Source organism: Bradyrhizobium sp. B039, from assembly GCF_038965675.1.
Taxonomy (GTDB): Bacteria; Pseudomonadota; Alphaproteobacteria; order Rhizobiales; family Xanthobacteraceae; genus Bradyrhizobium; species Bradyrhizobium diazoefficiens.
The window spans coordinates 7,596,150-7,619,549 of the sequence record NZ_CP152416.1; the positions used below are offsets into that span (position 1 = coordinate 7,596,150).

16 protein-coding genes and 6 pseudogenes are annotated in these 23,400 nt (G+C 60.2%); 7 read left to right on the forward strand and 15 right to left on the reverse strand.

Annotation, left to right across the window (positions count from 1 at the left end; translation table 11 throughout):
• Positions 1-2 precede the first annotated feature (2 nt).
• Positions 3-785: pseudogene (locus tag AAFG50_RS35935) on the forward strand (IS5-like element ISBj2 family transposase).
• A 43-nt stretch (positions 786-828) separates the two neighbouring features.
• Here AAFG50_RS35935 and AAFG50_RS35940 read toward each other — a convergent pair.
• Both AAFG50_RS35940 and ltrA read right to left on the reverse strand, forming a co-directional pair.
• Positions 829-2,187, reverse strand: coding sequence for an IS701 family transposase (locus AAFG50_RS35940; RefSeq protein WP_018642936.1), 1,359 nt, complete (start codon positions 2,185-2,187; stop codon positions 829-831).
• Positions 2,188-2,310: 123 nt separating this feature from the next.
• Entirely contained in the window at positions 2,311-3,633 is a 1,323-nt protein-coding gene (ltrA, locus tag AAFG50_RS35945; protein ID WP_342714084.1) for a group II intron reverse transcriptase/maturase, read from the reverse strand.
• A 594-nt stretch (positions 3,634-4,227) separates the two neighbouring features.
• Here ltrA and AAFG50_RS35950 point away from each other — a divergent pair.
• The 6 genes and pseudogenes from AAFG50_RS35950 to AAFG50_RS35975 all read left to right on the forward strand — a co-directional run.
• Positions 4,228-4,762: pseudogene (locus AAFG50_RS35950) on the forward strand (helix-turn-helix domain-containing protein); the annotation flags it as partial.
• Positions 4,763-5,053: pseudogene (locus tag AAFG50_RS35955) on the forward strand (IS701 family transposase); the annotation flags it as partial.
• Positions 5,054-5,444: 391 nt separating this feature from the next.
• Positions 5,445-7,001, forward strand: coding sequence for an ISL3 family transposase (locus AAFG50_RS35960; protein ID WP_018645229.1), 1,557 nt, complete (start codon positions 5,445-5,447; stop codon positions 6,999-7,001).
• Between the two features lie 128 nt (positions 7,002-7,129).
• Positions 7,130-8,149, forward strand: a complete 1,020-nt coding sequence (locus tag AAFG50_RS35965) for an IS110 family transposase (RefSeq protein WP_018645230.1) — start codon at positions 7,130-7,132, stop codon at positions 8,147-8,149.
• A 318-nt stretch (positions 8,150-8,467) separates the two neighbouring features.
• Complete coding sequence (locus tag AAFG50_RS35970; RefSeq protein ID WP_231166586.1) at positions 8,468-9,523, forward strand: MFS transporter; 1,056 nt, start codon at positions 8,468-8,470, stop codon at positions 9,521-9,523.
• Between the two features lie 593 nt (positions 9,524-10,116).
• Positions 10,117-10,302, forward strand: a pseudogene (locus tag AAFG50_RS35975) (IS5/IS1182 family transposase); the annotation flags it as partial.
• Positions 10,303-10,693: 391 nt separating this feature from the next.
• On the opposite strand, the gene AAFG50_RS35980 reads toward AAFG50_RS35975, so the two are convergent.
• The 13 genes and pseudogenes from AAFG50_RS35980 to AAFG50_RS36040 form a co-directional block, all read right to left on the reverse strand.
• Entirely contained in the window at positions 10,694-10,900 is a 207-nt protein-coding gene (locus tag AAFG50_RS35980; RefSeq protein ID WP_018645234.1) for a cold-shock protein, read from the reverse strand.
• A 741-nt stretch (positions 10,901-11,641) separates the two neighbouring features.
• A complete protein-coding gene (locus AAFG50_RS35985; RefSeq protein WP_231166587.1) occupies positions 11,642-12,565 on the reverse strand; it encodes a prolyl oligopeptidase family serine peptidase in 924 nt (307 codons plus the stop codon).
• Positions 12,477-12,968 (reverse strand): annotated as a pseudogene (locus tag AAFG50_RS35990) (ABC transporter substrate-binding protein); the annotation flags it as partial. The gene AAFG50_RS35985 and the pseudogene AAFG50_RS35990, both read right to left, overlap by 89 nt.
• A 148-nt stretch (positions 12,969-13,116) precedes the next feature.
• Positions 13,117-14,373, reverse strand: a complete 1,257-nt coding sequence (locus AAFG50_RS35995; RefSeq protein ID WP_157158159.1) for an amidohydrolase family protein — start codon at positions 14,371-14,373, stop codon at positions 13,117-13,119.
• Between the two features lie 76 nt (positions 14,374-14,449).
• The gene (locus AAFG50_RS36000) at positions 14,450-15,145 is read right to left on the reverse strand and encodes an ABC transporter ATP-binding protein (protein WP_018645256.1); all 696 of its coding nucleotides are present in this window, start codon (positions 15,143-15,145) and stop codon (positions 14,450-14,452) included.
• Complete coding sequence (locus AAFG50_RS36005) at positions 15,138-15,872, reverse strand: ABC transporter ATP-binding protein (protein ID WP_018645257.1); 735 nt, start codon at positions 15,870-15,872, stop codon at positions 15,138-15,140. Before AAFG50_RS36005 ends, AAFG50_RS36000 begins: the two co-directional genes overlap by 8 nt.
• Complete coding sequence (locus AAFG50_RS36010; protein ID WP_018645258.1) at positions 15,859-16,869, reverse strand: branched-chain amino acid ABC transporter permease; 1,011 nt, start codon at positions 16,867-16,869, stop codon at positions 15,859-15,861. Before AAFG50_RS36010 ends, AAFG50_RS36005 begins: the two co-directional genes overlap by 14 nt.
• A 65-nt stretch (positions 16,870-16,934) precedes the next feature.
• Entirely contained in the window at positions 16,935-18,155 is a 1,221-nt protein-coding gene (locus tag AAFG50_RS36015) for a substrate-binding protein (protein WP_018645259.1), read from the reverse strand.
• Positions 18,152-19,015: a branched-chain amino acid ABC transporter permease gene (locus AAFG50_RS36020; RefSeq protein WP_018645260.1), complete on the reverse strand. Its 864-nt coding sequence runs from the start codon at positions 19,013-19,015 to the stop codon at positions 18,152-18,154. The genes AAFG50_RS36015 and AAFG50_RS36020 overlap by 4 nt, the downstream gene beginning before the upstream one ends.
• A gap of 491 nt (positions 19,016-19,506) precedes the next feature.
• Positions 19,507-19,701, reverse strand: coding sequence for a hypothetical protein (locus tag AAFG50_RS36025; RefSeq protein ID WP_020607990.1), 195 nt, complete (start codon positions 19,699-19,701; stop codon positions 19,507-19,509).
• Positions 19,702-19,835: 134 nt separating this feature from the next.
• A pseudogene (locus AAFG50_RS36030) lies at positions 19,836-20,680 on the reverse strand (pyruvate kinase); the annotation flags it as partial.
• A gap of 145 nt (positions 20,681-20,825) precedes the next feature.
• Entirely contained in the window at positions 20,826-22,601 is a 1,776-nt protein-coding gene (locus AAFG50_RS36035; protein WP_018645261.1) for an FAD-dependent oxidoreductase, read from the reverse strand.
• Entirely contained in the window at positions 22,598-23,398 is an 801-nt protein-coding gene (locus tag AAFG50_RS36040) for a phosphoenolpyruvate hydrolase family protein (RefSeq protein ID WP_018645262.1), read from the reverse strand. The genes AAFG50_RS36035 and AAFG50_RS36040 overlap by 4 nt, the downstream gene beginning before the upstream one ends.
• Positions 23,399-23,400: the final 2 nt, after the last annotated feature.

Below are 23,400 nucleotides of genomic sequence, written 5' to 3' on the forward strand. Positions count from 1 at the left end.
ACGTGTTGATTCGGGGGCGAGAGAATGCGCGCTGGTTTGTTTTGGCTGAACGACAGGCAATGGGCGCGTATCGAACCGCATCTGCCGAGGGGACTGACGGGGCCGGATCGGGACGACGACCGACGCACCGTCAGCGGCATCATTCACATGCTGCAATCGGGTGCACGATGGCGTGATTGTCCACGTGAATACGGCCCTTACACGACGATCTACAATCGCTTCAATCGCTGGGCCAAGCGAGGACGATGGTGCGCAATCTTCGAAGCGCTGGCCAAGCCTGGCGAAGACGGCGTCGTACTGTCGCTCGACTCGACCTCGATTAAAGCTCACCGGTGTGCCTCCGGCGGAAAAGGGGGGAGCACAATCAAGCAATCGGCCGCTCGCGCGGAGGCCGCACGACAAAAATCCATGCGCTGAGCGATCCGCTCTGCCGGCCGGTCGTCCTGCATCTGACTCCAGGCCAGGATGCCGATATCGCTGCGGCTCCCGATGTCCTGGCGCTCGCGCCACCCATGAGCGTGCTCCTCGCCGACAAAGGGTATGATGGCGACAAGCTTCGCGGCGAAATCATTCGTCGTGGCGCCAAGCCCGTAATCCCCAATAAATCTAACCGTGTCGTCATCCATCGCTTCAACAAACGCGCCTACAAAGGACGAAATGTCATCGAACGCTGCTTTTGCAGGCTCAAGGACTTCCGGCGCATCGCCACGCGATATGACAAGCTCGCCCGTAATTTTTTGGCCGCTGTTCATCTCGCCGCTCTCGTCGCATATTGGCTCAATTGAGTCTGGACCCTAGCACTACTTTGGCAGATTGAGTTGCAGCTTTTCACGGATTCGTTTTCGACAGTGCGGGCATCGCTGAGCTGACGGTCGAAGGATGAGATCGACGATGGCGTGGCGTACCGCCGGCAAGCTTGGCTGCGGCGGCGGTCCGTTGATTCTTTTTTTTCCGCCCCGCCTGGGCGAGGCGACGGTGTTGTAGGAAGGCGTAGGCGATCATGGTCATCAGCGCGTGACGATGCAGGCCTTGCCAGGATCGCCCCTCAAAGTGATCCAGCCCGAGCTCCTCTTTCAACTGCTGATGCGCCTGTTCGCATATCCATCGCGCCTTGATGGCGGCGGCTAATGTGCGCAGATCTGTCGCGGCGGGCAGGTTGGCGAGATAGTATTTCTTTTCCCCTGATGTCCTGTGTTCGCCGATCAGCCAAGCCTCCTCGCCGGGAAGATGCTGCTGGCCTTTGTCCTTGATCCGCTGGGGAGGTCCATCGGCGATCCGCACCCGAACCGCAGCAAAACGGGCTTTCAATCGGCCTTTGGTCCCCGTTCGCCAACTCACATTTTTCCACTTGGCGTCGGCGAGCATGTCTTCGGACGGGCGCGACAGGATATCCGGAATGGACCGCTTGCGGGGACGCCCGCGCATCGCAACCGGCCAGATAAGCTTGACGCCGACCGGGTACACCTTGAGGTGACGCGGGATGCCAACGGCCCACGCCAGCCCGCGTGCCGTGAGCCCTTGTCGAAACGGCGCACTGAGGCCGTATCCCGCGTCCGCCAGCACACAACCGAAGCGCACGCCGGCTGCCATCGCGCGATCGATCTCCGCCAAAGCGATCTCTGGCTTGGACCGTGGCGATCGGTAGTCGACCGGTACGCCGGCGCGCTTCAACCGGGCGACATCGCTGGTCCAGCTCCCGGGGAGGAAGAGACGCAATGCGATCATCACCGGCACTTCACCGCGCGCGAGCGTCAGCGACACCAATGTTTGGCAATTCGCCGTTTTGCCAAGCGCCGAGGCATATTGAGCCGCGATACCGACCGAGTGTTCGCCCTTCTTCGGCACCGCCGTATCGTCGATAACCAGCACCGCATCATCGCCGCCGACGAGCCGGTCGGCCTCCCTGAGCAGCTCTGTCTCCAGCGGCGTCGCATCCCAGACGCCATCGGCGATGAAATGGTGCAGCTGATCGTAATCCCCCGCTGCAAAGCGCTCCGCCATCGGTTGAATGCTCTTGCGCTCACCGGGGCCGATCAGCCCCGCAATGTAACGCGGACACATTCGCCGCCGGGCCTTGTGACCCAGGCGATCCAGGAATGGCTTCAGCCAACGCTCGAGCTGGTCTTCCCAATCCGACGTTGCGTTCCCCATGGTCGGCCCTCCAAAAGCCGACCCCCTATGAATCATTGAAAAATCGATTCGGGAATCCTGACAGGCTCACTAAACCGACAAATCTGTTCGCGGTAGGGACACCCATCACTGGGCGCCCCCCGCGCAGATCCCGGCGAGCCCAATTAAGGCACCGGGCTCCTACCTCGGGTGTTTGACGGCGAAGCGCAGCTTCGGCCATGGATGAAGGATGCGAGCCTTGGGAAGCCAGTCGTCGGTGATCTGCGTTATGCGATCCCAGGTCAGACAGGTCCGCTGACTGCGCCGCCGAAGCGTACGCCTCCAGAGATCGGTCAGGTAGAACCGAAACGCATTGAGCGCTCGGCCATTCGTCGGAACAGCAAAGTACGCAAAGTGGCCGGTCAAGACCTGCCTCAGCCATCTCCCCTGTGCAGGGATCGGCCAGTGCATTCGGCGCCTCAGCTCCTCCTTGATTTCGCGGAGTTTGGTTCGCATGCGGTCGCCACGGGTCTTCCGTTGAAGCTGGAAGCGCCCTCGGCGTGATTTGCCGCAGATAAACGTGAACCCCATGAACGCAAAGGTTTCCGGCTTTCCGAGTCCGCGCTGCTTGCGTTGAGCCGCCGCATGGCGACCAAACTCAATCAGGCGGGTCTTGGCCGGATGGAGCGTCAGCTCGAACTCCTCCAGTCTCGCGCGCATCGCGTCAAGGAAACGACGTGCGTCATCCTCGCGCTCAAAGCCGACTACTACATCGTCCGCGTAACGCACGATGATCATGCCGCCGGAGACCTCGCGCTGTCGCCAGCGTTTGGCCCACAGGTCGAGAGCGTAGTGCAGGTAGATGTTGCCAAGGAGCGGTGAAATCACCGAACCTTGACCCGTTCCCCTGTCATCAGCGGTTACGACGCCGTCTTCGAGAATACCCGCCTTCAGCCATTTCTGAATGAGGCGGATGATGCGCTTGTCGCCGATCCTATGTTCCAAGAAGCGAACCAGCCAAGGTTGACTGACTGCGCCAAAGAAATTTTGGATGTCGGCGTCAATGATCCAGTTCACCTGCCGCGTCTCGATCGCTGTGCAGAGCGCGTCCAACGCATCATGTGGTCCTCTGCCGGGCCGAAACCCGTAGGAAAAGCCACAGAAGTCTCCTTCGTAGATGGCGTTGAGCACGATGACGGTGGCCCCCTGGACGATTTTGTCTTCGAGAGCCGCGATCGCTAACGGACGCTGCTTGCCGTCTGCTTTTGGTATGTACGTCCGGCGAGACGGTTGCGGGCGGTACGTTCCTCGTTGGACCCGTTTGTGCAGATCGGCGAGCCGGGGCTCGAGATCTTCCTCGTAGTCCTGCCACGTCATGCCATCCACTCCGGGAGCAGCCCTACGCCTGAGCGCAAAGAACGCCGCCCGCAGTGTATCGACATTGATGTGGTGAAAGAGCGCGGTGAACCGGTCCTTCTTCCTCAGCCTTGCGGCTGTCCGTACGCGGTCCAGCGACTGGGTCATGCGAGCCCGGCCCTGTGTCCGGTGCATGCGCTGCTGTTCCGCGTTTCCCTTGGTCCCCGGCCTTGGCTCCGCCCACTCCGCCGCCAGTAATCCAGCTTTGTTCGTCGGCTTCTCAGCTACTATGCCAGAGTCAGACTTCTCCGTGTCATGCATCAGCGGCTACGGCTCCTCGCCTTCCCGCTGCGGACCACCTCCTCCGAGGAGGAAGATGGCCGACCCGGAGATATCCCGGTTCCCGTACAAGGAGCTTCCATGCATGCCAGGGTCTACGACCACGCCGGGTTGGACGGGTGCTCGCAATTGCGCACTCATCCATGTTGCCTTCCGCTCTTTGGACAGCGTCGGCTCCCGAGATAACACTGTTTCGCGGCTCAATGGCTGGCCTGCATGCTCCCCTACCGACGCTTCGCCGACACCCTCGCGGACGCCTGCGCACGGCTCGGGGCCGATGTGGTTCGCTACACCTTCATCGCAATGGACTTTCACCATCTCCTCCTTGCCGGTCTCCCGGCGCACCCAAAGTAGTGCTAGTCCTCTGGAACGCAAGTTCGTCACATTAGTTGATAGCTCGAATCTCGACAGAGGAGAGTGCTCGTGGCGAATGCGGGTGTGCGAGGCCGGCCGATCGCGCCGCTGGTGCTTAGTCCGCAGGAGCGGGCGTACTTGGAGAGGCTCGTCGTCATCGCGTTGCCGAATCGCTATCTGAGCGCTGCCGCGCGATCCTGCGGTGTGCAGATAGTCTGCCAAGCAAGTCGGTGGCTGCCAAACTTGGCATCCATGAACACACCGTTGGCAAGTGGCGGCGCCGATTCTTGAAGGATTGCTGTGATGGCCTGCTTGACGAAGCCCGTCCTGGGCGCCCTCGAACCATCGACGACGATCAGGTTGCTGTGGTAATCGAGCGGACATTGCGTACGACGCCGCGCGACGGACGCACTGGTCGATCCGCTCGATGGCTGCGGAAACTGGCTTTTCTCACACCACGATCGGCCGAAAGTGGACGGCGTTCGGCCTGCAGCCGCACCGCAGCCAGACATTTAAACTGTCGAGCGATCCGCTATTCGTCGATAAGGTGCGCGATATTGTCTGGCTTTACCCGAACCGAGCCATTGTCCTCAGCGTCGATGAGACCATTAAGGCACGGTGGATTTGTGAGCAGGCGCATCAGCAGTTGAAGGAGGAGCTTGGACTTGATCACTTCGAAGGGCGATCATGGCAAGGTCTTCATCGCCACGCCCTGATGACAATGATTGCCTACGCCTTCCTGCAACATCATCGCCTCGCATACGCGGGGCAAAAAAAAGAGAATCAACGGGCCTCCGCCTCAACCAACCATGCCCGCCGTACGTTTCGCCATCGTCGATCTCATCCTTCGGCCGCCGTCTCAGCAGTGCCCATATTGCCGAAAGCAAATCCTTGAAAAACAGTGGCGCAAACGCATTCTGTTCGCGGTAGGGACACCCATCACTGGGCGCCCCCCGCGCAGATCCCGGCGAGCCCAATTAAGGCACCGGGCTCCTACCTCGGGTGTTTGACGGCGAAGCGCAGCTTCGGCCATGGATGAAGGATGCGAGCCTTGGGGAGCCAGTCATCGGTGATCTGCGTTATGCGATCCCAGGTCAGACAGGTCCGCTGACTGCGCCGCCGAAGCGTCCGCCTCCAGAGATCGGTCAGATAGAACCGAAACGCATTGAGCGCTCGGCCATTCGTCGGGACAGCAAAGTGTCAATCGGCCTGTAAATTTGGCTCTGATTCACTTTTGATGCAGTTTGGGGGATGCGTGGCGCTTTGATTGGAGGAGAATCAACGCCATGCAGCAAGCACTCCACCGCTCCAGTCTGGTGCCGCGTGGGTTTGTTGTAGAGAGTGCGTACTACGAAGGTGATAAGGCCGTGATTGAGATCCGGGCGTCCGGAAGCGTCGGTCTGTGTCCCTTGTGCGGAACAGTTTCTCGGCGTGTCCATAGCCGGTATCGGCGACGCGTGACTGACCTCCCGCTTTCGGGGCGGATCGTACAGCTCCTGGTGGTCGCCCGCCGCTTCCGCTGCGACGCCGTCCTGTGCGGGCGCCAAATCTTTACTGAGCGCTTCGACGAAGGGGTGCCGGCTCCATCAGCGCGACGCACGGCGAGGCTGGACTCCATTGTCCATCACCTCGGTCTGGCTCTTGGCGGACGACCGGCGGCAGGCTTCGCAAAACGGCTGATGCTGCCGGTGAGCAAGGATACGCTCCTTCGCGTGGTTCGACGCCGTAGCCGTCCGCCGGCTGACCCGCTCAGGATTATCGGCATTGATGATTGGGCCTGGCGGCGCAATCACCGATACGCCAGCATCATCTGCAACCTGGAAAGGCGCCGGGTGGTCACCCTGCTGCCGGACCGTGAGCCCTCGACCGCCCAAGCCTGGCTCGCCGCCCATCCCACGATCGCGATCGTCGCCCGCGACCGCGGCGGAGGATATGGCGAAGCCGCAGCAAAGGCCCTGCCGCACGCGGTACAGGTCGCAGATCGTTGGCATTTGATGGAGAACGCCAGCCGGGCCTACCTCGATGCCGTCCGAAAATCGATGCGCCAGATCCGCAGCGCAATCGGAGCAACTACGATCAATCCCGAGCTGCTAACAGCTGCGGAGCGTCTCCAATATGAGGGCTATCTCCGGCGCGAGGAGGCTAACGCGACCATCTTGAGCCTGTCGAAAGGTGGGACGCCGATCAAGCAGATAGTGCGCCAGACGGGCCACAGCAGGGGGCTGGTGCGACAGGTGATCCGCGGCGAACGCCATGATGTCTTCCGGACCCGGGAGAGCTCTCTCGATCAGCACCTGCCATGGCTCGACGACCAATGGGCAGCCGGTTGCCGAAACGGCGCTGAACTTTGGCGCCGCTTACGGGCGCGCGGTTTCCGAGGCTCCCTTCGTGTTGTCGGCGAGTGGACGACTCGTAGACGGCGGGCCGAAAAGACTGATGTCGAAACCCTTCATCGGATTCCATCGGCCAGAACGATCGCTCGTCTCATGACCGTCGGACGGGATACGCTATCGAAGGCAGAGACGGTGACCGTCGCTGCGGTAGAAGCTGGCGTGCCACCCCTGGTCGAGGCACGCGAGATCATCGCCGAATTCCACCTGATGATCCGACGCAAGACCGAGGCGGGCCTCGTCCCATGGATCGAGCGCGCTCGCGCCAGTCTTGTTGCATCGTTCGCCCGCGGCGTAACGAACGATGAAGCGGCGGTTCGGGCGGCGATCACCTCGCCCTGGTCCAACGGACAGACTGAGGGGCAGATCACGCGCCTCAAGCTCGTCAGACGCCAAATGTACGGCCGTGGCAAAATCGATCTGCTTCAAGCCAGACTAATCGGCGCAGAATAAACCCAGCTGCACCAAAACTGCGTCAGAGCCAATTTTGCAGACGATGACGTAATTGCGGTCGGCGCCCGCGGCTCAAAAAGGTCCGCTATCTTCAAGCCTTCCCGCAATCTCACGAATCGGAGGGGGCCATGAAGCAATATGTTGGGCTGGATGTCTCGCAAAAAGAAACGTCGGTATGTGTGGTCGACGAAGTGGGTCAGATCTTGTTCGAAGGAAAGGCAAAGTCCGCCCCCGGGGCGCTCGCGGCATTGCTTCGCAAGCGGGCGCCACAAGCGGAGCGCATCGGATTTGAGACCGGGGCGATGGCGAGCTGGCTATGGCATGAACTTCGTAGGGTCGATCTCCCAGTGGTTTGCATCGACGCGCGGCATGCCCACGCGGCTTTGTCCGTACGCATGAACAAGAGCGATCAGAATGATGCTCGAGGTCTGGCCGAACTGGTGCGGGTTGATTGGTATCGAGAAGTCAAGGTCAAGAGCGAGGAAAGTCAGAAGATCCGCGCGATACTCGTCGCGAGATCCCGGCTCGTGTCCATGCGCCGAGACATCGAGAACCAGGTCCGGAGCTTGATCAAAGAATACGGCTTGCTGTTCCCGCGCGCAATCGGCCAGCAGTTCCGCAACCTGGTCAGCGAGCTATTGGGCGATAATCATCCACTCCTTAGCGTGATCTCGCCGCTCCTGTTGATCCATGAGCATATCTGTCAGCAGCAGAACAAGTTCGACGACGAAGTTCGCCAGTTGGCGAAGGCGGACGAGACGACGCGCCGCCTAATGACCGTTCCCGGTGTCGGCGTGGTGACCGCCTTGACTTTCCGCCATACGATCGATGACCCATTGTCGGCGTTGACAGTCGGCGCCTACCTCGGCCTTACACCTCGGCGCAACCAATCTGGCGAAACTGACATCAACGGCAAGATATCTCGATGGGGCGACCGGCTTCTCCGAACCTACTTGTTTGAGGCCGCCACCGTACTTCTCTATCGGACAAAGAAGTGGTCTTCCCTCAAGGCCTGGGGCATGAAGCTCGCCAAGCGGATCGGTATGAGGAAGGCAAAGGTCGCTGTCGCCCGAAAGATCGCAGTCATCCTTCACTGCATCTGGGTCGATGGCACATCCTTCGACTGGGGGCAGCCGCAGCCAGTCTGATATTTGCTCGCAAGTTCCTGGTCCGGTCTGCCGGACTGGCGATGTCCCGCTGGGACGGTGTTGAGGCGACCTCGTTCATTCGGCTGGTGGCGGCTCGACCGTACTCCGCTGCAAACGTTGAGGCGTCCGACCCGGACATCATCATGAGGCGCTGCGCGACCTCGGAAAGGACCGTGACCCCAGTGAAGACATAACCAGCCCGGGCGATCCAATGCCTGGCCGGCAAAGTACGCATCAGCCGCGCTCGCGCCGTCTCCGCAACCCTGACCAGCTCCGACAGCGCGAGCGCTACCGTCGTGCCGTCGGAAAGTTTAAAAGGTGATTGACAACAATCCGCAATTAAAGGGCCGAATGACAGTCTTCGCGCCGCTGAATGCCTGGATGTTCAAGGCCATGAGCGGCCATAATGTTCAGATTCTGTCCGTTTCGATCTTCATCATCGGTAACCTGATCTGCGCGATCGCTCCGAACTTCCTCACCCTTGCTGCAGGCCGCGTCATTTCGGCCTACGGCGCGGCGATGTTCACCCCGTCGGCTACCGCGCTGGCCGTGGAACTCCTGCCGCCAGCCCGCAAAGGGTTCGCGTTGTCTCTCATCTTTGGCGGCATGACTGTTTCACAGGTTGCCGGCGTTCCTGCCACAAGCTGGATCGCGGATGCTATCGGCTGGCGCTTCTCATTCGGTTTCGTCGTCATTGCCGGGCTTCTCGCATTGAAAATCTTCGCTCCGATGATGTCCGGAATAGCTACCAAGGCGCCGGAGCGCGGAAACAGCCCGATCTCAAAAGGCCTCTCCAAGGCCACCTACGGTATCCTTTCCGTGACGTTATTCGTCGTCGTTTCCGAGTTCATCGTTTACTCCTATGTGAGCGTATTCATCATCGGTTCTCTGCTTGCCGGGGTGCCGCTGCTCTCAGCCGCACTCTTTGCCTACGGCTTCGGAGCCGTGACGGGAAACGTTGCGTGCGGCGTTCTGACTGACCGTTTTGGCCCGTATAAAGTTCTCATTGCGGTTGTAGGCGCGCAACTCATCCTGCTCGTAGGTTTGGTTGCGTTCAGACAGCATGGTGCCCTCACCGTGCTCATCGCCTTCTTTTGGGGTAACGTGAGCTACATGTATCTCGTCCCGATCCAGCACCGTCTTCTCGGTCTGGCCGGAGATAGGTCGAAGCTGGTACTGGCGATGAACAGCTCGACCACCTTCGCGGGGATCGCCATTAGCGCTTTTCTCGGCGGCATCCTTGTCGAGACTAGCGGCGTCCCGTCTCTGGCTGCGGCATCGATTCTGATTGGTCTCATCGGCATCGGGCTGGCTGTTGCCTTCATGCGTGACGCAGCACCTGCAGAAACCGCGACTGCAGCATGTCCGAGATGATATCGCTCAACGATCGAGTTATTGCCGTCCCACAATTAAGAACGAAGCCTCAAACGACATTTCCACAGCGTGCTATGCATTTGGATCGAAGCCGCACGCGTTCCGCCTCGTACGAAACAACTAAGGGGCCGCCCTGGCGCCTTCAAGGCGATGCTGGCTCGCTTGAACCAATTGGAGGCGGAGATGGACGCCTTGAAGGGACAACGGGTCTCGACCCGGCACATATGGCGGCGGGCGGCGCGTCCGTGTCGCTCGGCTACGAGGGTGGCGTACGGTGGCGCGCGGGTTCATCCGAGGATGAGGAGCCCCATTTCCAGTCACGAGAGGCCGAGCCGGAGGCGTCCAAGGGCGGGCCCGGCAGGGCCACGCGACAAGCTGGTGGAGCAACTGGCCGCGCAGCGGTGACTTTGGCGCTTACTCCAATCTGTCTATCGAAGTGGATGGTTTGACCAATCCCAATACAATTCACGCGCGTAACGTTCATCCTCGAAAGTCTTTAGGCGAGGTACGCCTCTAGCAGGCCGTTGAAAAACGTGCTCGCCGCCGACCAGCGACCGTGATTCATTGGCTCCGACGAGATTCGGAAATGATGCGTGCGCGGCGGCGACAATCGAACGGGCGAGCTGTTCAGCCACGTCGATCTCGAGGCTCGGGTGCGGCGTGACCATCCGCTGCGAGCGATCCGGACGATCGTGAACGAGGCGCTGTCGACGCTGGAGCGCGAGTTTGCCGCGCTCTATTCGCCGATTGCGATCCTGCCGGAGAAGCTGCTGCGGGCGTGCTGTTGCCTCAGCGCAGCCGGCCAGTATGGTCCATAACGGACGAACCCGGTTGTGCGAGCACCTTCATGAGCTACATGCATCACGCCTGGACAGGGGAGCACCAGCCCGGCGGCGTGCACTTCCCGGCGCGTCGGTCACGAGCGTACGGTTCGGGGCGCAGGAATATCTTGCCACGCCCACACTGCGATCCGCTCGCAACTCTTGTAACTCTGACGGCAGTGATCGGTGGACGGCCTCGGGAGATCGACGCTGTCATGCGGTTTGCGAGACGGCCTCATGGCTGGAAGAGACCGTCGAAAAGCCAAACGCACGGCGCGCCCTGACAAGGCATCGCCGGACAGGTGCGAGAACACGCTTTGCAGAGAGCAGTTTCCGGAGGCGAGTCGGATCAGCCAACCCGAAGATCCTCAGCTGACATCTTGCCCGAACGCCCGGCCTTGAGCTGATAACTTACCCGAGCCCCCTCTTCGAGAGTGGTGTAACCGGCCCTTTCGACGGCACCGATGTGCACGAAGACATCGGGACCTCCGTCCTCAGGCCTGATGAACCCATAACCTTTGGTCGAGTTGAACCACTTCACAATACCCATTGCCACGGCGGCATCTCCATAGTGAACCGTTGTGATCTAGCGAAGAGTCTGCCGGCCATCAAGATGGTCGGCAAGACGCCAGCGTCGCTGCGCTGGTCACGTGCCCGCTTTTTTATCGCATGGTCTATCTGCGGCCGCATTGTGCAAACGACAGAAAGCGCCGTGACGTCGACCACACTTCGCTTCAAGGCTTCAGCATCCGGATGACGTTTTGACCTTCGCTTCACTCGTCGCGCGCTAGCGGCTTACAGAAGAGTTGCAGAGCCTCGAACACGCCGCGCTCATCCGGAGCCGAGCTAAAGCGAATGGGATTGATCGTCGTTGAACAACAGGGCGGCCGTGAACTCCTTCGCGCAGCCTGGATCAGGATAATCAATCCGCGCCATGCCTGCATTGAGCTACGTGACATGCTTTCTCAAGCACGAAGACAGTCCCAGAGCTGCGCTTTAGCTGTTCGCGTTTAGATATTAGCCGCACGCCGGCCATGTCGGACGAACAGGGGTCTGCGAGACAATCCTCAAGGAAGCGCATCTGGCAACTTACCGCCCGCTCGTCATGTTGTGGTTGGACGCCAGAAAACCCGCTCGCCAGCGGTGGAGGCTGTTCAAACCGGTAACTTGCGCATCTGACGACCTTCATCGCGTCTGCCGGCGGCTCATCAGCTCTCTCGCCTTGGGTTGGATGAATTCAGCTGAGCACCGTGAAGACGTTGAGATAACCAATGGTCTCAGCCCGCTGACCGAGTTTTTACTCAGAACAAAGCCGCCTCGATGCATAGGTGTATTCAAGGGCCAGTTGACGCGCATATTCCCTGAGGTTGGCGGCGGCGCTGTGCCCCCCGTCGATGTTCTCGTAATAGAAGTAAGGCTGGCCCAGCGCGGCGAGCTTCGCGGCAGCTTTGCGGCCGTGCGCTGGATGCACGCGGTCGTCCTTGGTGGAGGTAAGAATTAGGGGAGCGGGATAAGTCTTGCCCGCCATCAGCTTCTGGTAGGGCGAGTAGCCTTCGATCCACGCACGCTGCTCGGCAATGGCAGGGTCACCGTACTCGCCGATCCAGGAGGCGCCTGCGCCCAGTTTGGTGTATCGAAGCATGTCAAACAGCGGCACCTTGATGATGGCCGCGTTGAAGAGTTCGGGACGTTGGGTGATTGCGGCGCCAACGAGCAGGCCGCCCTGGCTGCCGCCAATGATTCCGAGCCGGCTCGGACTTGTGATCTTCCGGCGGATCAGGTCCTCGGCAACGGCAATGAAATCATCCCATGTCGTCTGCTTCGTTGCCGTCTGGGCCGCTTGATGCCATTGTGGGCCAAACTCGCCGCCCCCACGCAGGTTCGCCACGACATAGGCATTGCCCTGTTCGAGCCAGAGCCGTCCCACCGGTCCCAGATAAGAGGGCAGAAGCGAAGCCTGGAAACCGCCATAGCCATAAAGAAGTGTCGGGATCGTCCCGTCAAACCTTGCGTTCTTCGGCCGCACCAGAAAATAGGGAATTGACGTGCCATCACGCGAAGTGGCTTCGAGCTGCTCCACGATATGATTGGACGCATCGAAGGCAGCCGGTGTCGTCTTCAACTCCGCAATTCTGCGCCGGTACCGGCCCGGTGCAAAACAGATAGGGCGTGCACTCCCTGCCTTCGTAGGCCTGTGGATAGATGTAGAGCGTCTTGCCACGAGAGATGATGATGTCCTTGATGGCGTTGCGCATCGAGCTCGCAATGCCGCCGAGTACCAGGTCGACCTTGTCTCGTTGAATCAGCTTGCGGACATTGCCAACAGCGACGGACTCGTTGGACGCGGTGTCTTCGATCAGGAGGTCGATCGGGCGCCCCAAGAGACCACCGTTCTCGTTGATCTCGCTCGCGACCATGCGCGCGACATTGGCGTCGGTATTCCCGGCAAAGCCGAGTGCCCCCGTAAGGTCGGTGGCAATGCCAATCCTGATCGGGCCTTCAGCGGCGTTGGCCCAGTCAGGACGGATCACCCAGCTGCCCGGGCCGGCCGCAATGGCCGCAGACACAAAGGCGAAATTGCCGAGAAAGCGGCGGCGGCTGAGTTGCCGGTGATCATTCAACATGGAACTGACCTCCCCTTGGCTCATGGCCTTAATCCACGCGCCCTGCTCTTTCCTGGGGGGCGCGGTAACCGGAACGCTATCCGTCATTTTTCGGTTTCAAGTCGGCTCTTCGGATCAACTTTTTAAAATCGCGAACGAAGTGCAGCAATCAGGACAGTCTGAAAAGCTCCCTCGCGTTCTCGCCAAGGATCCTGACCGCCAAGCGCTCTGCGTCTCGGGGGCGAAAGTAGCCGCTCGCAACTTTTTCTTTCAGAACCTCGCCGATGAGCCGGCGTGCGCCCTGTATCGCGGCAAATGTCTCCTCAACGTGAAGACAATCTCCTCCGATCATCATTCGCGATTCATCCGGCAAGACTTCAATAGCCTCGTGCAGGGCCAGCTTGAAATGGGACGGGCTCAACAGGAAGGACCAGCACAAATCGAGCCAAACATTGCGGTACACAAAAGCCATTCCCAACAAGTCCCGGCTCCAGGGATAGGCCAAATGCATCAGCAGAAAACGGGTCCGAGGATGACGCTCAATCAACCCGGTCATGCGTAGCGGGTGGGAGCCGCTTATGATTGCCGTTCCAAGGTGAGTTTGGACTGGCAGGCCGGCTTCGCCTGCGAGCTGACAAAACAAATCGACGACAAAGTCACAGAAAGCCTTGCGCGCCGCAGGGGATGGAGACCTTTGTCCCCAGGCCTGCCGAGCGAGGTCCTCGTTCGGTTCGTCAAAGCTTAGATCCCGGTCATAGGCGAGCGCGTTTTTGAGCGCAACGTGATTGCGCCGGGCGCAGCCGGCTACGAGCTCCCGGATTGCGTCGCAATAATCGTCGAAGGTTTTCACCTCCATGCCGAGGCGCCGCAGCAACGTATGGCCGCAATTTCCATTGTGATCGCGAGATTCCGGGTGCCAGCCGAGGGCGAATGCATTGATCCGCAGGACCGCATCGTAACTTTGCCCTAGGACCGGCCGCGGATCCATCAACGGATCGAGAAAAGGGTCCGTTACGATCCTTCCGATGGCGGCGCGCCCAATGACTTCACTTGGCCATGTCGCCTCCCTGTGGCGCAAGCGCACCAAAGCGTCTACTGCCTCCCAGTTGTCGCGCGTGATTCCGGTTTCGGCGACGCCGTAAAGCTCGGCGACACCGCCGGCGAGGTTACGAACGAATGCATTTGAGCCGCTCCTCTCCAGGAACGGAGCAAGGGCCTCCCAGGTGGTTGGCTCGGTAGCGGTAGATAACATATCGCCAGTCGCCTTGGGCTCGGATGGCAGGACGTGGCTTGTCCAAGCCGCATAGCTCTGCTGGAACAGTTTCAAAAGATTCACGTCCCGGCTATGTGCGACCTCGGACATGTGATGTTCATGGACATCGACGACCTGGCACGCATTCACAAAATCGCTCATGGTTTTGGACATCGTCCCTCTCTGTTCAGTCATCGCAAGGAACTTCAACGCGCCATCTTTCGGGCGTGGGATGGCAGCCGGGACGCCTCTACGGCGCCAGATACGTCAAGAGCCGCGGGTCGTCGCGCAGCTGTTGCGACGGGCCCGACAGCGCGACACGGCCGCGATCGACCACATAGGCCTGCTCCGCGACGCGCATTGCGAGATCGAGATGTTGCTCGACGATGATGATCGCGATCTCTCTGGCTAGTTCGATCAAGCGCTCGGTGATCTCCTCGATGACGCCGATCCAGACACCCTCGGTCGGCTCATCCAGCAGGAGGAGTTTGGGGTTTCCGAGCATCGCGCGGGCGATTGCGAGCATCTTGCGCTCGCCACCGGACAACGTTCCGGCCGGCTGATCCAGACGCTGGCCGAGTTTTGGAAACATCATCATGACCCGGTCCACTGCCGATCTATCGCGGTGCAAAAGCGATCCGACGGCGAGATTGTCGCGCACCGACAGGCGCCCGAACACTGAATGCTCTTGCGGCACATATCCAATGCCGGCCCGCACCCGCTCTTCGGTTCGGCGGCGATCGATATCTTGGCCGTTGAATTGCACGCCGCCCCTCCATGCCGGCAGTTCGCCCACGATCGCCTTCATGAGCGTGCTCTTTCCGGCGCCGTTACGGCCGAGGACGGCCACACCGCCCCGCGGTGGGACGGTCATATTGACACCGAACAGCACCTGGCTGCGTCCGTAGCCGGCGTCGAGATGCTTGAGATTGAGGAATTCAGGCACGGCGCAAATAGATCTCCTGGACGCTTCTGTTGGCCTGGATCTCGGCAACCGTCCCCGACGCCAGAACCTTGCCCTGATCGAGCACGGTTAGCCGGTCGCAGATGTCTCGGATGAAATCCAGGTCGTGCTCCACGATGACAAGCGAGCAATGCTGCTTGATCGGCTGCAGCAACTCGCCCGTGACGCGGCGCTCCTCAAGGCTCATGCCACCGGTCGGCTCGTCCAAGAGCAGAAGGCGCGGCCGGCATGCGAGCGCCATCGCGATCTCCAGCCATTGCTGCTGACCGTGAGAAAGGGTCGCCGCAGCATCAAACGCGCGATCGGCGAGCCGGAACTGGAGGAGCAACGTCATGACCTCCTCGTGCAGTCGTCCCCGACTGCGCGAGAACGCCAGATCCAGCAGTGAGGACCGGGCCTGCAGCGCGAGCAGGATGTTGTCGTATAGCGTGAGGGTCGGTAGCACGGCGGTGATCTGGAATTTCAGGCTCATGCCCGCTCGCGCACGCTCTGGCGGCGTCAACGAGGTGACGTCAGTATTGATGAATGTCACCTTGCCTCGCGTCGGCACTAGCGCACCTGCAAGACACTTCATCAGCGTGCTCTTGCCCGAGCCGTTCGGCCCGATCAGGCCATGAAACTCTCTCTCGCCGACGCTGAGCGCCGCTCCGTCCAGCGCGGTGAGTTTGCCAAAGACCTTGGAGATGCCGGCGGCTTCAAGGAGCGGCATTGCGCTTCTCCTTCAGGCTCGGGCCGAAATGACCTACACGTTCCCGCTCGCCCAGCACGAGGCTGATCAAGCCGAGGGGGCGGAACAGAATGACGAGCAACAGCAAAACGCCGAGAATGATCGGCCAGATATCGCGATAATTGTCGGAGAGCCAGAAGCTGAGGCCCTCAACAATCGCGGTGCCGATGACCGCACCGATCAATGTCCCGGAGCCGCCGAACAAGACGTAGAGCACGACCTGAGTAGACATGACCACGCCCAGCATGTTCGTCCAGACGAAGCCCTCGTGAAACGCATAGAGGCTGCCGGAAGCACCTGCGATCGCGCCGCTGATTGCGAATATGATGGCCTTCAAATGCTGCACATTGTAGCCGAAGAAGGCGATGCGCTGTTCATTCTCTCGCAATCCCGCCAGTGCCAGACCGAACTGCGACCGCAGCAAAAAGCGCGACAGAAGGTAGATCAGAACCAGAATGGCGAGAACCAGATAGTAAAATCCTGGTCCCTCGCTCAATTCGTGCGAGCCGATTGTCATCGGCGGGATCGAAGGGATACCGTTCTGGCCGCCAAGATAATGAGAACCCCGAGCGAGCCGATCGGCTGCATAAGCTCCGGTCATAGTACCAAGCGAAACGAAGACCACACTGGAGGGGTGACGGCCAAGCAGCAGGAAACCTGCCAGCAACAATGCCGCTACAAAACCGATCAAGGTTCCGGCCGGAAGAACGGCAAAAATCGATGCGACCCCGAAATCGCGTGAAAGCAGCGCCACACCGTAGCCGGCCGTGCCGAAGAACAACGACTGACCCAAGCTCAAGATCCCGGCATAGCCCCACACCAGGTCGAACGACAACGCGAAGAGGCACAGGATGAGCACTCGCGTTGCATAGACAGTGATGTAATCCCGCAGGACGAGCGGTGCGATCGAAGCGGCAATCAGCAATGCCAGTTCGAGAATTGGAAGCACCTTCGTTCGCCCTGCGATGGCAGATGCCATGACGGGCGAACGAGCAGCTTCAATCACGTGTGGCGGGGGCTGTGTGCCAGTGCCGGTCGATGACATCAGCACTCCTTCGGATCGACCAGGCCGGCGCTACGCGCGACAATCTCGTACTGGCCGCCCTTCGCCACTCCAATGTACATGTTCATCCTGCAGTGGCGCTTGCCGGGCGCCATTTCGGCAGGCCCGCCCGGCCCTTCCGCAATCTTCGCGTGGTCGAGGGCGGCGGCTACCGCGTCGCGGTCAATTGTGCCGGCCTCCTTCACTGCAGCCTCCCACAGCTTTAATCCTCGATAGGTGCCGGTCGCGGCGCTGCCTGCCGAGAACCGGAACTTGGCTGGAAATTGTTTGTCGTAGGCCGATTGAATCCTGGCGCTTACCGGATCCTCCGCCGCAAGCACCTTGTAGTAGTCGAGGCTGCTCGCGAGCCCTTCAATCTCTTGGGCCTGGTTCATTTCCAGGAAATTTTCGTCGTAATAGACGCACCCCAGCCGCCCGCCGTTTTTGGAGAAGCCGGCTTGATAGAGCTGTTTAAAGAACGGGCTGACGCCGGGCGGGACAATGGCGTTGAAAACCACGTCGACTTTGTTGGATATGATCCGGCTAACTGTGGAGGAAAAGTCAATCTGGTCGAGCGGGTAGTATTCTTCAAAGACGACTTCGCCACCGCTGCTCTCGATCACCTTGCGTGCATAGGCGTTGATTGTTTGCGGCCAAACATAATTGGAGCCAGGCAGGGCAAAACGCTTACCACCATTTTTGATCAACCAGGGAATGAACTGGTCACAATTCTGTGCCGGTACCGGTCCCGTGCAGAACAGATAGGGCGTGCACTCTTTACCTTCGTAACCTTCCGGATAGATATAGAGCGTCTTGCCGCGAGAGATAATGACGTCCTTGATCGCATTGCGCATCGAGCTCGAGATACCGCCAATCACCAAGTCGACCTTGTCTCGCTGGATCAGCTTTCGCACATTCCCCACGGCGACGGATTCGTCGGAGGCAGTATCCTCAATCAGGAGTTCGATCGGGCGTCCCAACAAGCCGCCGGAGTCGTTGATCTCCTTGACCAGCATGCGAGCGACATTGGCGTCGGTGTTGCCGGCAAAGCCAAGTGACCCGGTAAGATCGGTCGCAATGCCAAGCCTGATCGGGCCTTCCGCAGCATTTGCCCAATCCGGGCGAATTATCCAGCTGCCCGGACCCGCCGCGATGGCGGCGGAGGCGAAGGCGAAATTGCCGAGAAAGCGGCGGCGGCTCAGTTGACGGCTGGCGTTGATCATCGGTTGACCCCTCTTCCCGAAACAAGGCCTTGCGGCCGGAACTTGATGAAAATGATGGCAAGCACGAACACCAGAACGTCGGCGATAACCGGTGACATCAGCCAAGGCAGCCAGGCACTGAACGTGCCGATGACGCTGGCGCCAGCGACTGGGCCGGCGAAGGACCCGACGCCACCGACCATCACGGCAACGAAACCCTGGATAAGAAAGCGGATGCCGAGATCGGCGAACAATGAAAAGACCGGCACGATCAGCGCGCCGGCGAGACCCGCGAGTGCCGCACCAAATGCAAAGGTGACGCTGTAGATCATGCCCGTGGAGATGCCCGAGGCACGCGCCAGCTGTGGGTTCTCCAGCGAGGCGCGGACTCGCAGGCCGAACGAGGTGTAGGCGAGCAGTGCATGGCTCGCGGCCATGACCAGCAAAGTGATGATGACGATGACGCCGCGCCAGGCCGCGAAATGCAGACTGCCGATCGTGATAGAGCCACTGATTGGCTCCGGCACCGAGAGATACAGTCCCCCGGTCAGGCCGCGCACGGCTTCGCGAATGATCAGCCCCAGCGCATAGGTGCCAAGCATGGCGACGATTGGAGCGGCATAGAATCGGCGCACCACGAGTTTTTCCAGGACGAAACCAAGCGTGCCGACCGCGACGGGCGCGGCAAGCATGCCGAGCGGGACCGGCAAACCGACGCTGTGCATGAGATAAGTGACGTAAGCGCCGAGCAGGACGAACTCGCCTTGGGCGAAGTTGAAGATGCCCATCATGCTGGCAATGATCCCGAGACCGAGCACGACCAGCACAACAATGGCACCGAAGCTCAAAATCTCGAAGGTCGCGATAAGTAGCGTATCCATGCTGCTGCGTCACATTCCTTGGGCTTGCGGGTAAATCATCTTCACGCCGACCGCGCGAAGGCCTGAGCTGCACGTTGGAATGCGAAGGGCTGCTGGCACGAGAGCGCTCCTGGAAGGTCATCCCGGCAATGGGAGTTGCAGGCGATGGTGGGCTTCTTGGGCGGCCCGCCTCTCGGCGCTTCATTCACGACATGCGGCGCGAGATTGCCTAGATCAACGTAGGAAGTTTTGAGTAATGTTGGGTAATGTTGGCCAGGCTACCGACATTGCGGACACGTTAAAGAGGTCCTACGGCGGGTCGCCGGCCGTTCTCGCCAGCCCAATTTCGATGCAGCCAAAAGCGATAGAGAGCTATCCGCATGCCCTCACCGCAGGCTCTCGCAAACGCGCGCGTCGTTAGCGCTTATCGAACTATCGGAGGAAACCAGAAGAGCTGACGCACCATTTGCGATGGCCGCAGGCCGTGAGTTCAGCACCGAGAAGGCATCAAGTCATTGTGGCCGAACACCTGGCTTGCCGACCAGCGGAAATGTGAATTCAATTCCCGCACCCGCAAACGTGATCCACAGAGTCTGCAGCAGATCGTCGGATGCGGGAGGCGTGTCATTGTACTCTTCGAGCCGCCTGATGACGGCGCACGATAACCCGCTTCGCTCGGCCAACTGCTTCACCGACCAGTTCAGCATCCCCGTGCGGCTCTCCGCTCCCTTGCGAGTATATCGTAATGCGCGTCGATCCACACGCCGAGCCACTCCCTTACACCGCCATAGTTGTTGCCGAGCGGTACAGCGTGCATCGATGGCAACGATAAGGTCGCTGTCGGCGCAGTGACCATCGAGTCCAGCATCTGGGTTGCGACGATGACGGGCTTGGCAACAAGCCGGCAGGCCCTGACGAACTCCTTTTGCCGGCCCGGCACCTCCTCAGGGGGATTTCAACCCCGAGGTCGCCTCGCGCGACCATGATGGCGTCTGACAAGTGGATCATATCCCAATACGATCAAGCGCCATCGGGGTCTCGATCTTGGCAACGCCACCGGCGGCCTCACCGATCAAAGCTCGTGCCTCGACCAGGTCAGATGGTTTCTGAACAAAGGACAGCAACCCAGTCGACGCCAAGCTCGAGGCCGAACGCAAGACTCGATCCTTCTTGGTTAGAGGCGAGATCTTGAGCAGCGCGCCTGGAAGGCTGGCGCCCTTGTGATCACGGATGACGCCGCCGATCACAACGCACGCCATTCTCCGTTCAGAACCGAGCTTTTCGACGACTAGCTAGACGAACGCCCATCGTCAATGAGCAGGGCCTGACCGGGATAAGCGGCTGCGAATATTTCTGGATGAGGCCGCGGGATTGACTGCTTCCCGCCTGTCTCTTAGCGCGAAGCAGACCGTCTCCCCGGCATCCAGCGCGAGCTTGCCTTCATCGAGCCGGCCATTGCGGATCTTCGGGCCTTGCGGATCCTGCAGCACGCCGATCGGCCGATTGAATTCCAGCTCCAGCGCACGGATCGAGACGAGCACACGGGCGTGATCGTCATGGGTCCCCGCGGCTGAAGTTCAGCGTGAAAGTATCAGCCCCCGAAAGATAGAGCGCACAAAGCTTTTCAGGTGATGCGGTTGCCGGCCCAACGGTTGCGACAATCTTGGCATGGCGTGAGCGGCGCATCGTGCCCCTCTAGTTCAGAAGATAAGTTCAGCATCAAACGAGATAGGGCCGCTCACAAGGTATTCAAAGCGAGCTGGCCGACGTTGCGCACTTTCGCTCTCTCCACCGTCCGTCGTTGCTGGACCAAGAGGTGAAAACACTGCACTTATGCACCGGATGCCGCCGCCGTCTGTCCCTGATGGGTGGATTGTACGATGCTGTTCACCGCGCGGTAGGCGAACACGATGGCTGGTCCGATCGTAATGCCGGCCCCAGGGTAGATCCCACGCATCGGTGAAGTCATGTCGTTGCCGCAGGCATAAAGACCTGCGATCGGCACGCCGTTTCCATTTAGGACCCTTCCGCCAGGATCCGTTGACAGGCCGGTCGCAGTTCCAAGGGTCGCCGGGACAATCGGGAGCGCAATGAATGGCCCGTTCTTGATAGCTCCAAGGTTCGGGTTTTTCTTTCCGACCGCGGGATCTCCCAGGGTTCGGTTGAAAGCCGATTCACCGCGTTTGAAAAGCGGATCGCGCCCTTCAGCTGCGTGGGCATTATGTTTTTCAACGGTCTTTTGGAGCTCTTGCGGGTCGAGGCCCAATTCCGCCGCAAGCTCCGCAATCGTCCGGCCAATCTCGATGTAACCCAAGCGGGCATACTTCTTGATACTCAAAGTCCAGGGCCAGGGGAGCAGGTGTCCCATGCCTCTGAGGCGGACGAATTCCTTGTCGCAGATGAAATAGAACCGCTTGTCCGCCGGATAGCCGCTATTGAACATGGCAAGACAGATGTCATGGTACGAATTGGATTCATTGACGAAGCGCTTAGCATTTGGCCCCACCGCGATGACACCTGGACGGCCACGATCGAGCCAGCCGTACGGGACCACTTGCGAGGAGCGGCCGTTCCTGAGGATCGACACGGGCGTCCAGAATCCACTCGATGCAACGTCATTATCGATCGCAGCTCCGAGCCTGCCTGCGAGCGCAATGCCGTCTCCTGTGACATCGCTGTGGGCCAGCGTATCATTGTGCTGGTGGGCTCGGCTGAGCTGGGCTCGCAATTTACCGTTCCGCGCAAAGCCACCGGTTGCCAGGATTACTCCGTGCGAGGCTCGGACGCGGAGATCCGTGCGATCCCGCTTGAGGAGTGCGCCAGTAACTCTCCCTCCCTCCCTCATCAGATCAACCGCTGGGCAGCTTGGCCAGATTTCAGTGTCGTATCTGCGAAGGCTTGCCAATAACCGCGCGATCAGAGCATTGCCGCCACTGAGTTCAGTGCCCCTCCTGTAGCGCAGCCGGTCGCCTGCGTAGCGGCTGACCCGGCGAAGGACGTGCTTGAGCGAGGCAGCCGACTGGAAGGGATTGAGAAAGCTTCTGACCTCGCCGGACGAAATCATCATGCCGCCGAGCACGACGCGAATCGGATCACCTATCAGGTCGAAATCCTTGCCGAGAAGCCGTCCGTCGTAAGGTGCGGGGCTCAGCGTCCGGCCCATGTCGATCCCGCCGATCTGGCTCGAATGATAATCCGGAGCGGAGGCCAGTGTGAACTTGACTTCACCCCCATTCTCCAAGCTGGCGAGCGCCGTTGGGCCGTCTTCAAGATAGGCATCCACGAAGTCGGGACGATAGTAATCGCCAAGTTCGTGTTGCAGATAGATCTTCGCATTCGCAATCGAATCATCGATTTTCGCCGCTCGAGCCTGCATTGAGCATGGAACCCAGATCATGCCGTTCGAGAGGGCGGTCGTGCCACCGAGCCGGCCAGACTTCTCGCATACCGTCACGCGAAGTCCGGCTTTTGCCGCATAGAGCGCCGCGGACAGCCCGGCAGCGCCGCTGCCGATCACGAGCACGTCCGTCTCCCAATCGTGCGTCGGCTTGTTCGCTTTGGAGGAGGAAGCGGTACTAGGTTTCAATTTGGTGATCGGGTTGTTCATTCGTGCCTCGGTGCAGATTTCTGCATTGATTGCTGACGCTTTCGCGGGAGCGGAACGGCTTTGAATTCTTCGGCTGCAGCTTTCACCGCCCGCTCGATCGGAATCCGTTCGATGGAGGAGGCGCCAACGAAACCGACACATCCGGTAGACCGGTAGACTTCCGAGGTATCCTGGGGCTCGGCGATTGCCCCGCCATGGCAGAGAAGGATGACTTCCGGCCGAACGGCTTGAGCGGCAGCATTGATCTCGTTGATGCGCCTGATGGCCTCTTCGATCGACTGTCCCGCCTCATGACCCACAAGCCCGCCGCGCGTTGCGCCGACATGTGGGACAATGCAGTCGGCTCCCGCGGCTGCCATCGCCTTGGCATCGTGCGGGCTTGCGACATAGGCGAGGGAGAAGATGTTCTTCTTGCGGGCCGCCGCGATCAGCTCGACCTCACGCTCGAAGCCGAGCCCGACGCGGCCACGACGCTCGCGCCATTTCTCACCCATCGTTGAAATGGTCGGGTAATTGATCACGCCGGAGAATCCGGCAGCCCAGAACTTGTCCAAGAGATCATCGAGCTCGAGCCGGAGGGGATCCCAGGCCTCGACACCGCCTATAACAGGAACCGAGGAGACGACGTTGCGGATCTCCGCCGCGAGCTCGAGCGTGCGCGCATTGGAATCGCCGATCCGGCTCGTCGGCAGCCCCATCAACCGCGACAGCCCGGTGCTGTAGACCACGAGCATGTCGGCGCCGCCGAGAGCTGCGCATTTTGCGACGAGGCCGCAACTGCTCGCCGCGGCAAGCACTG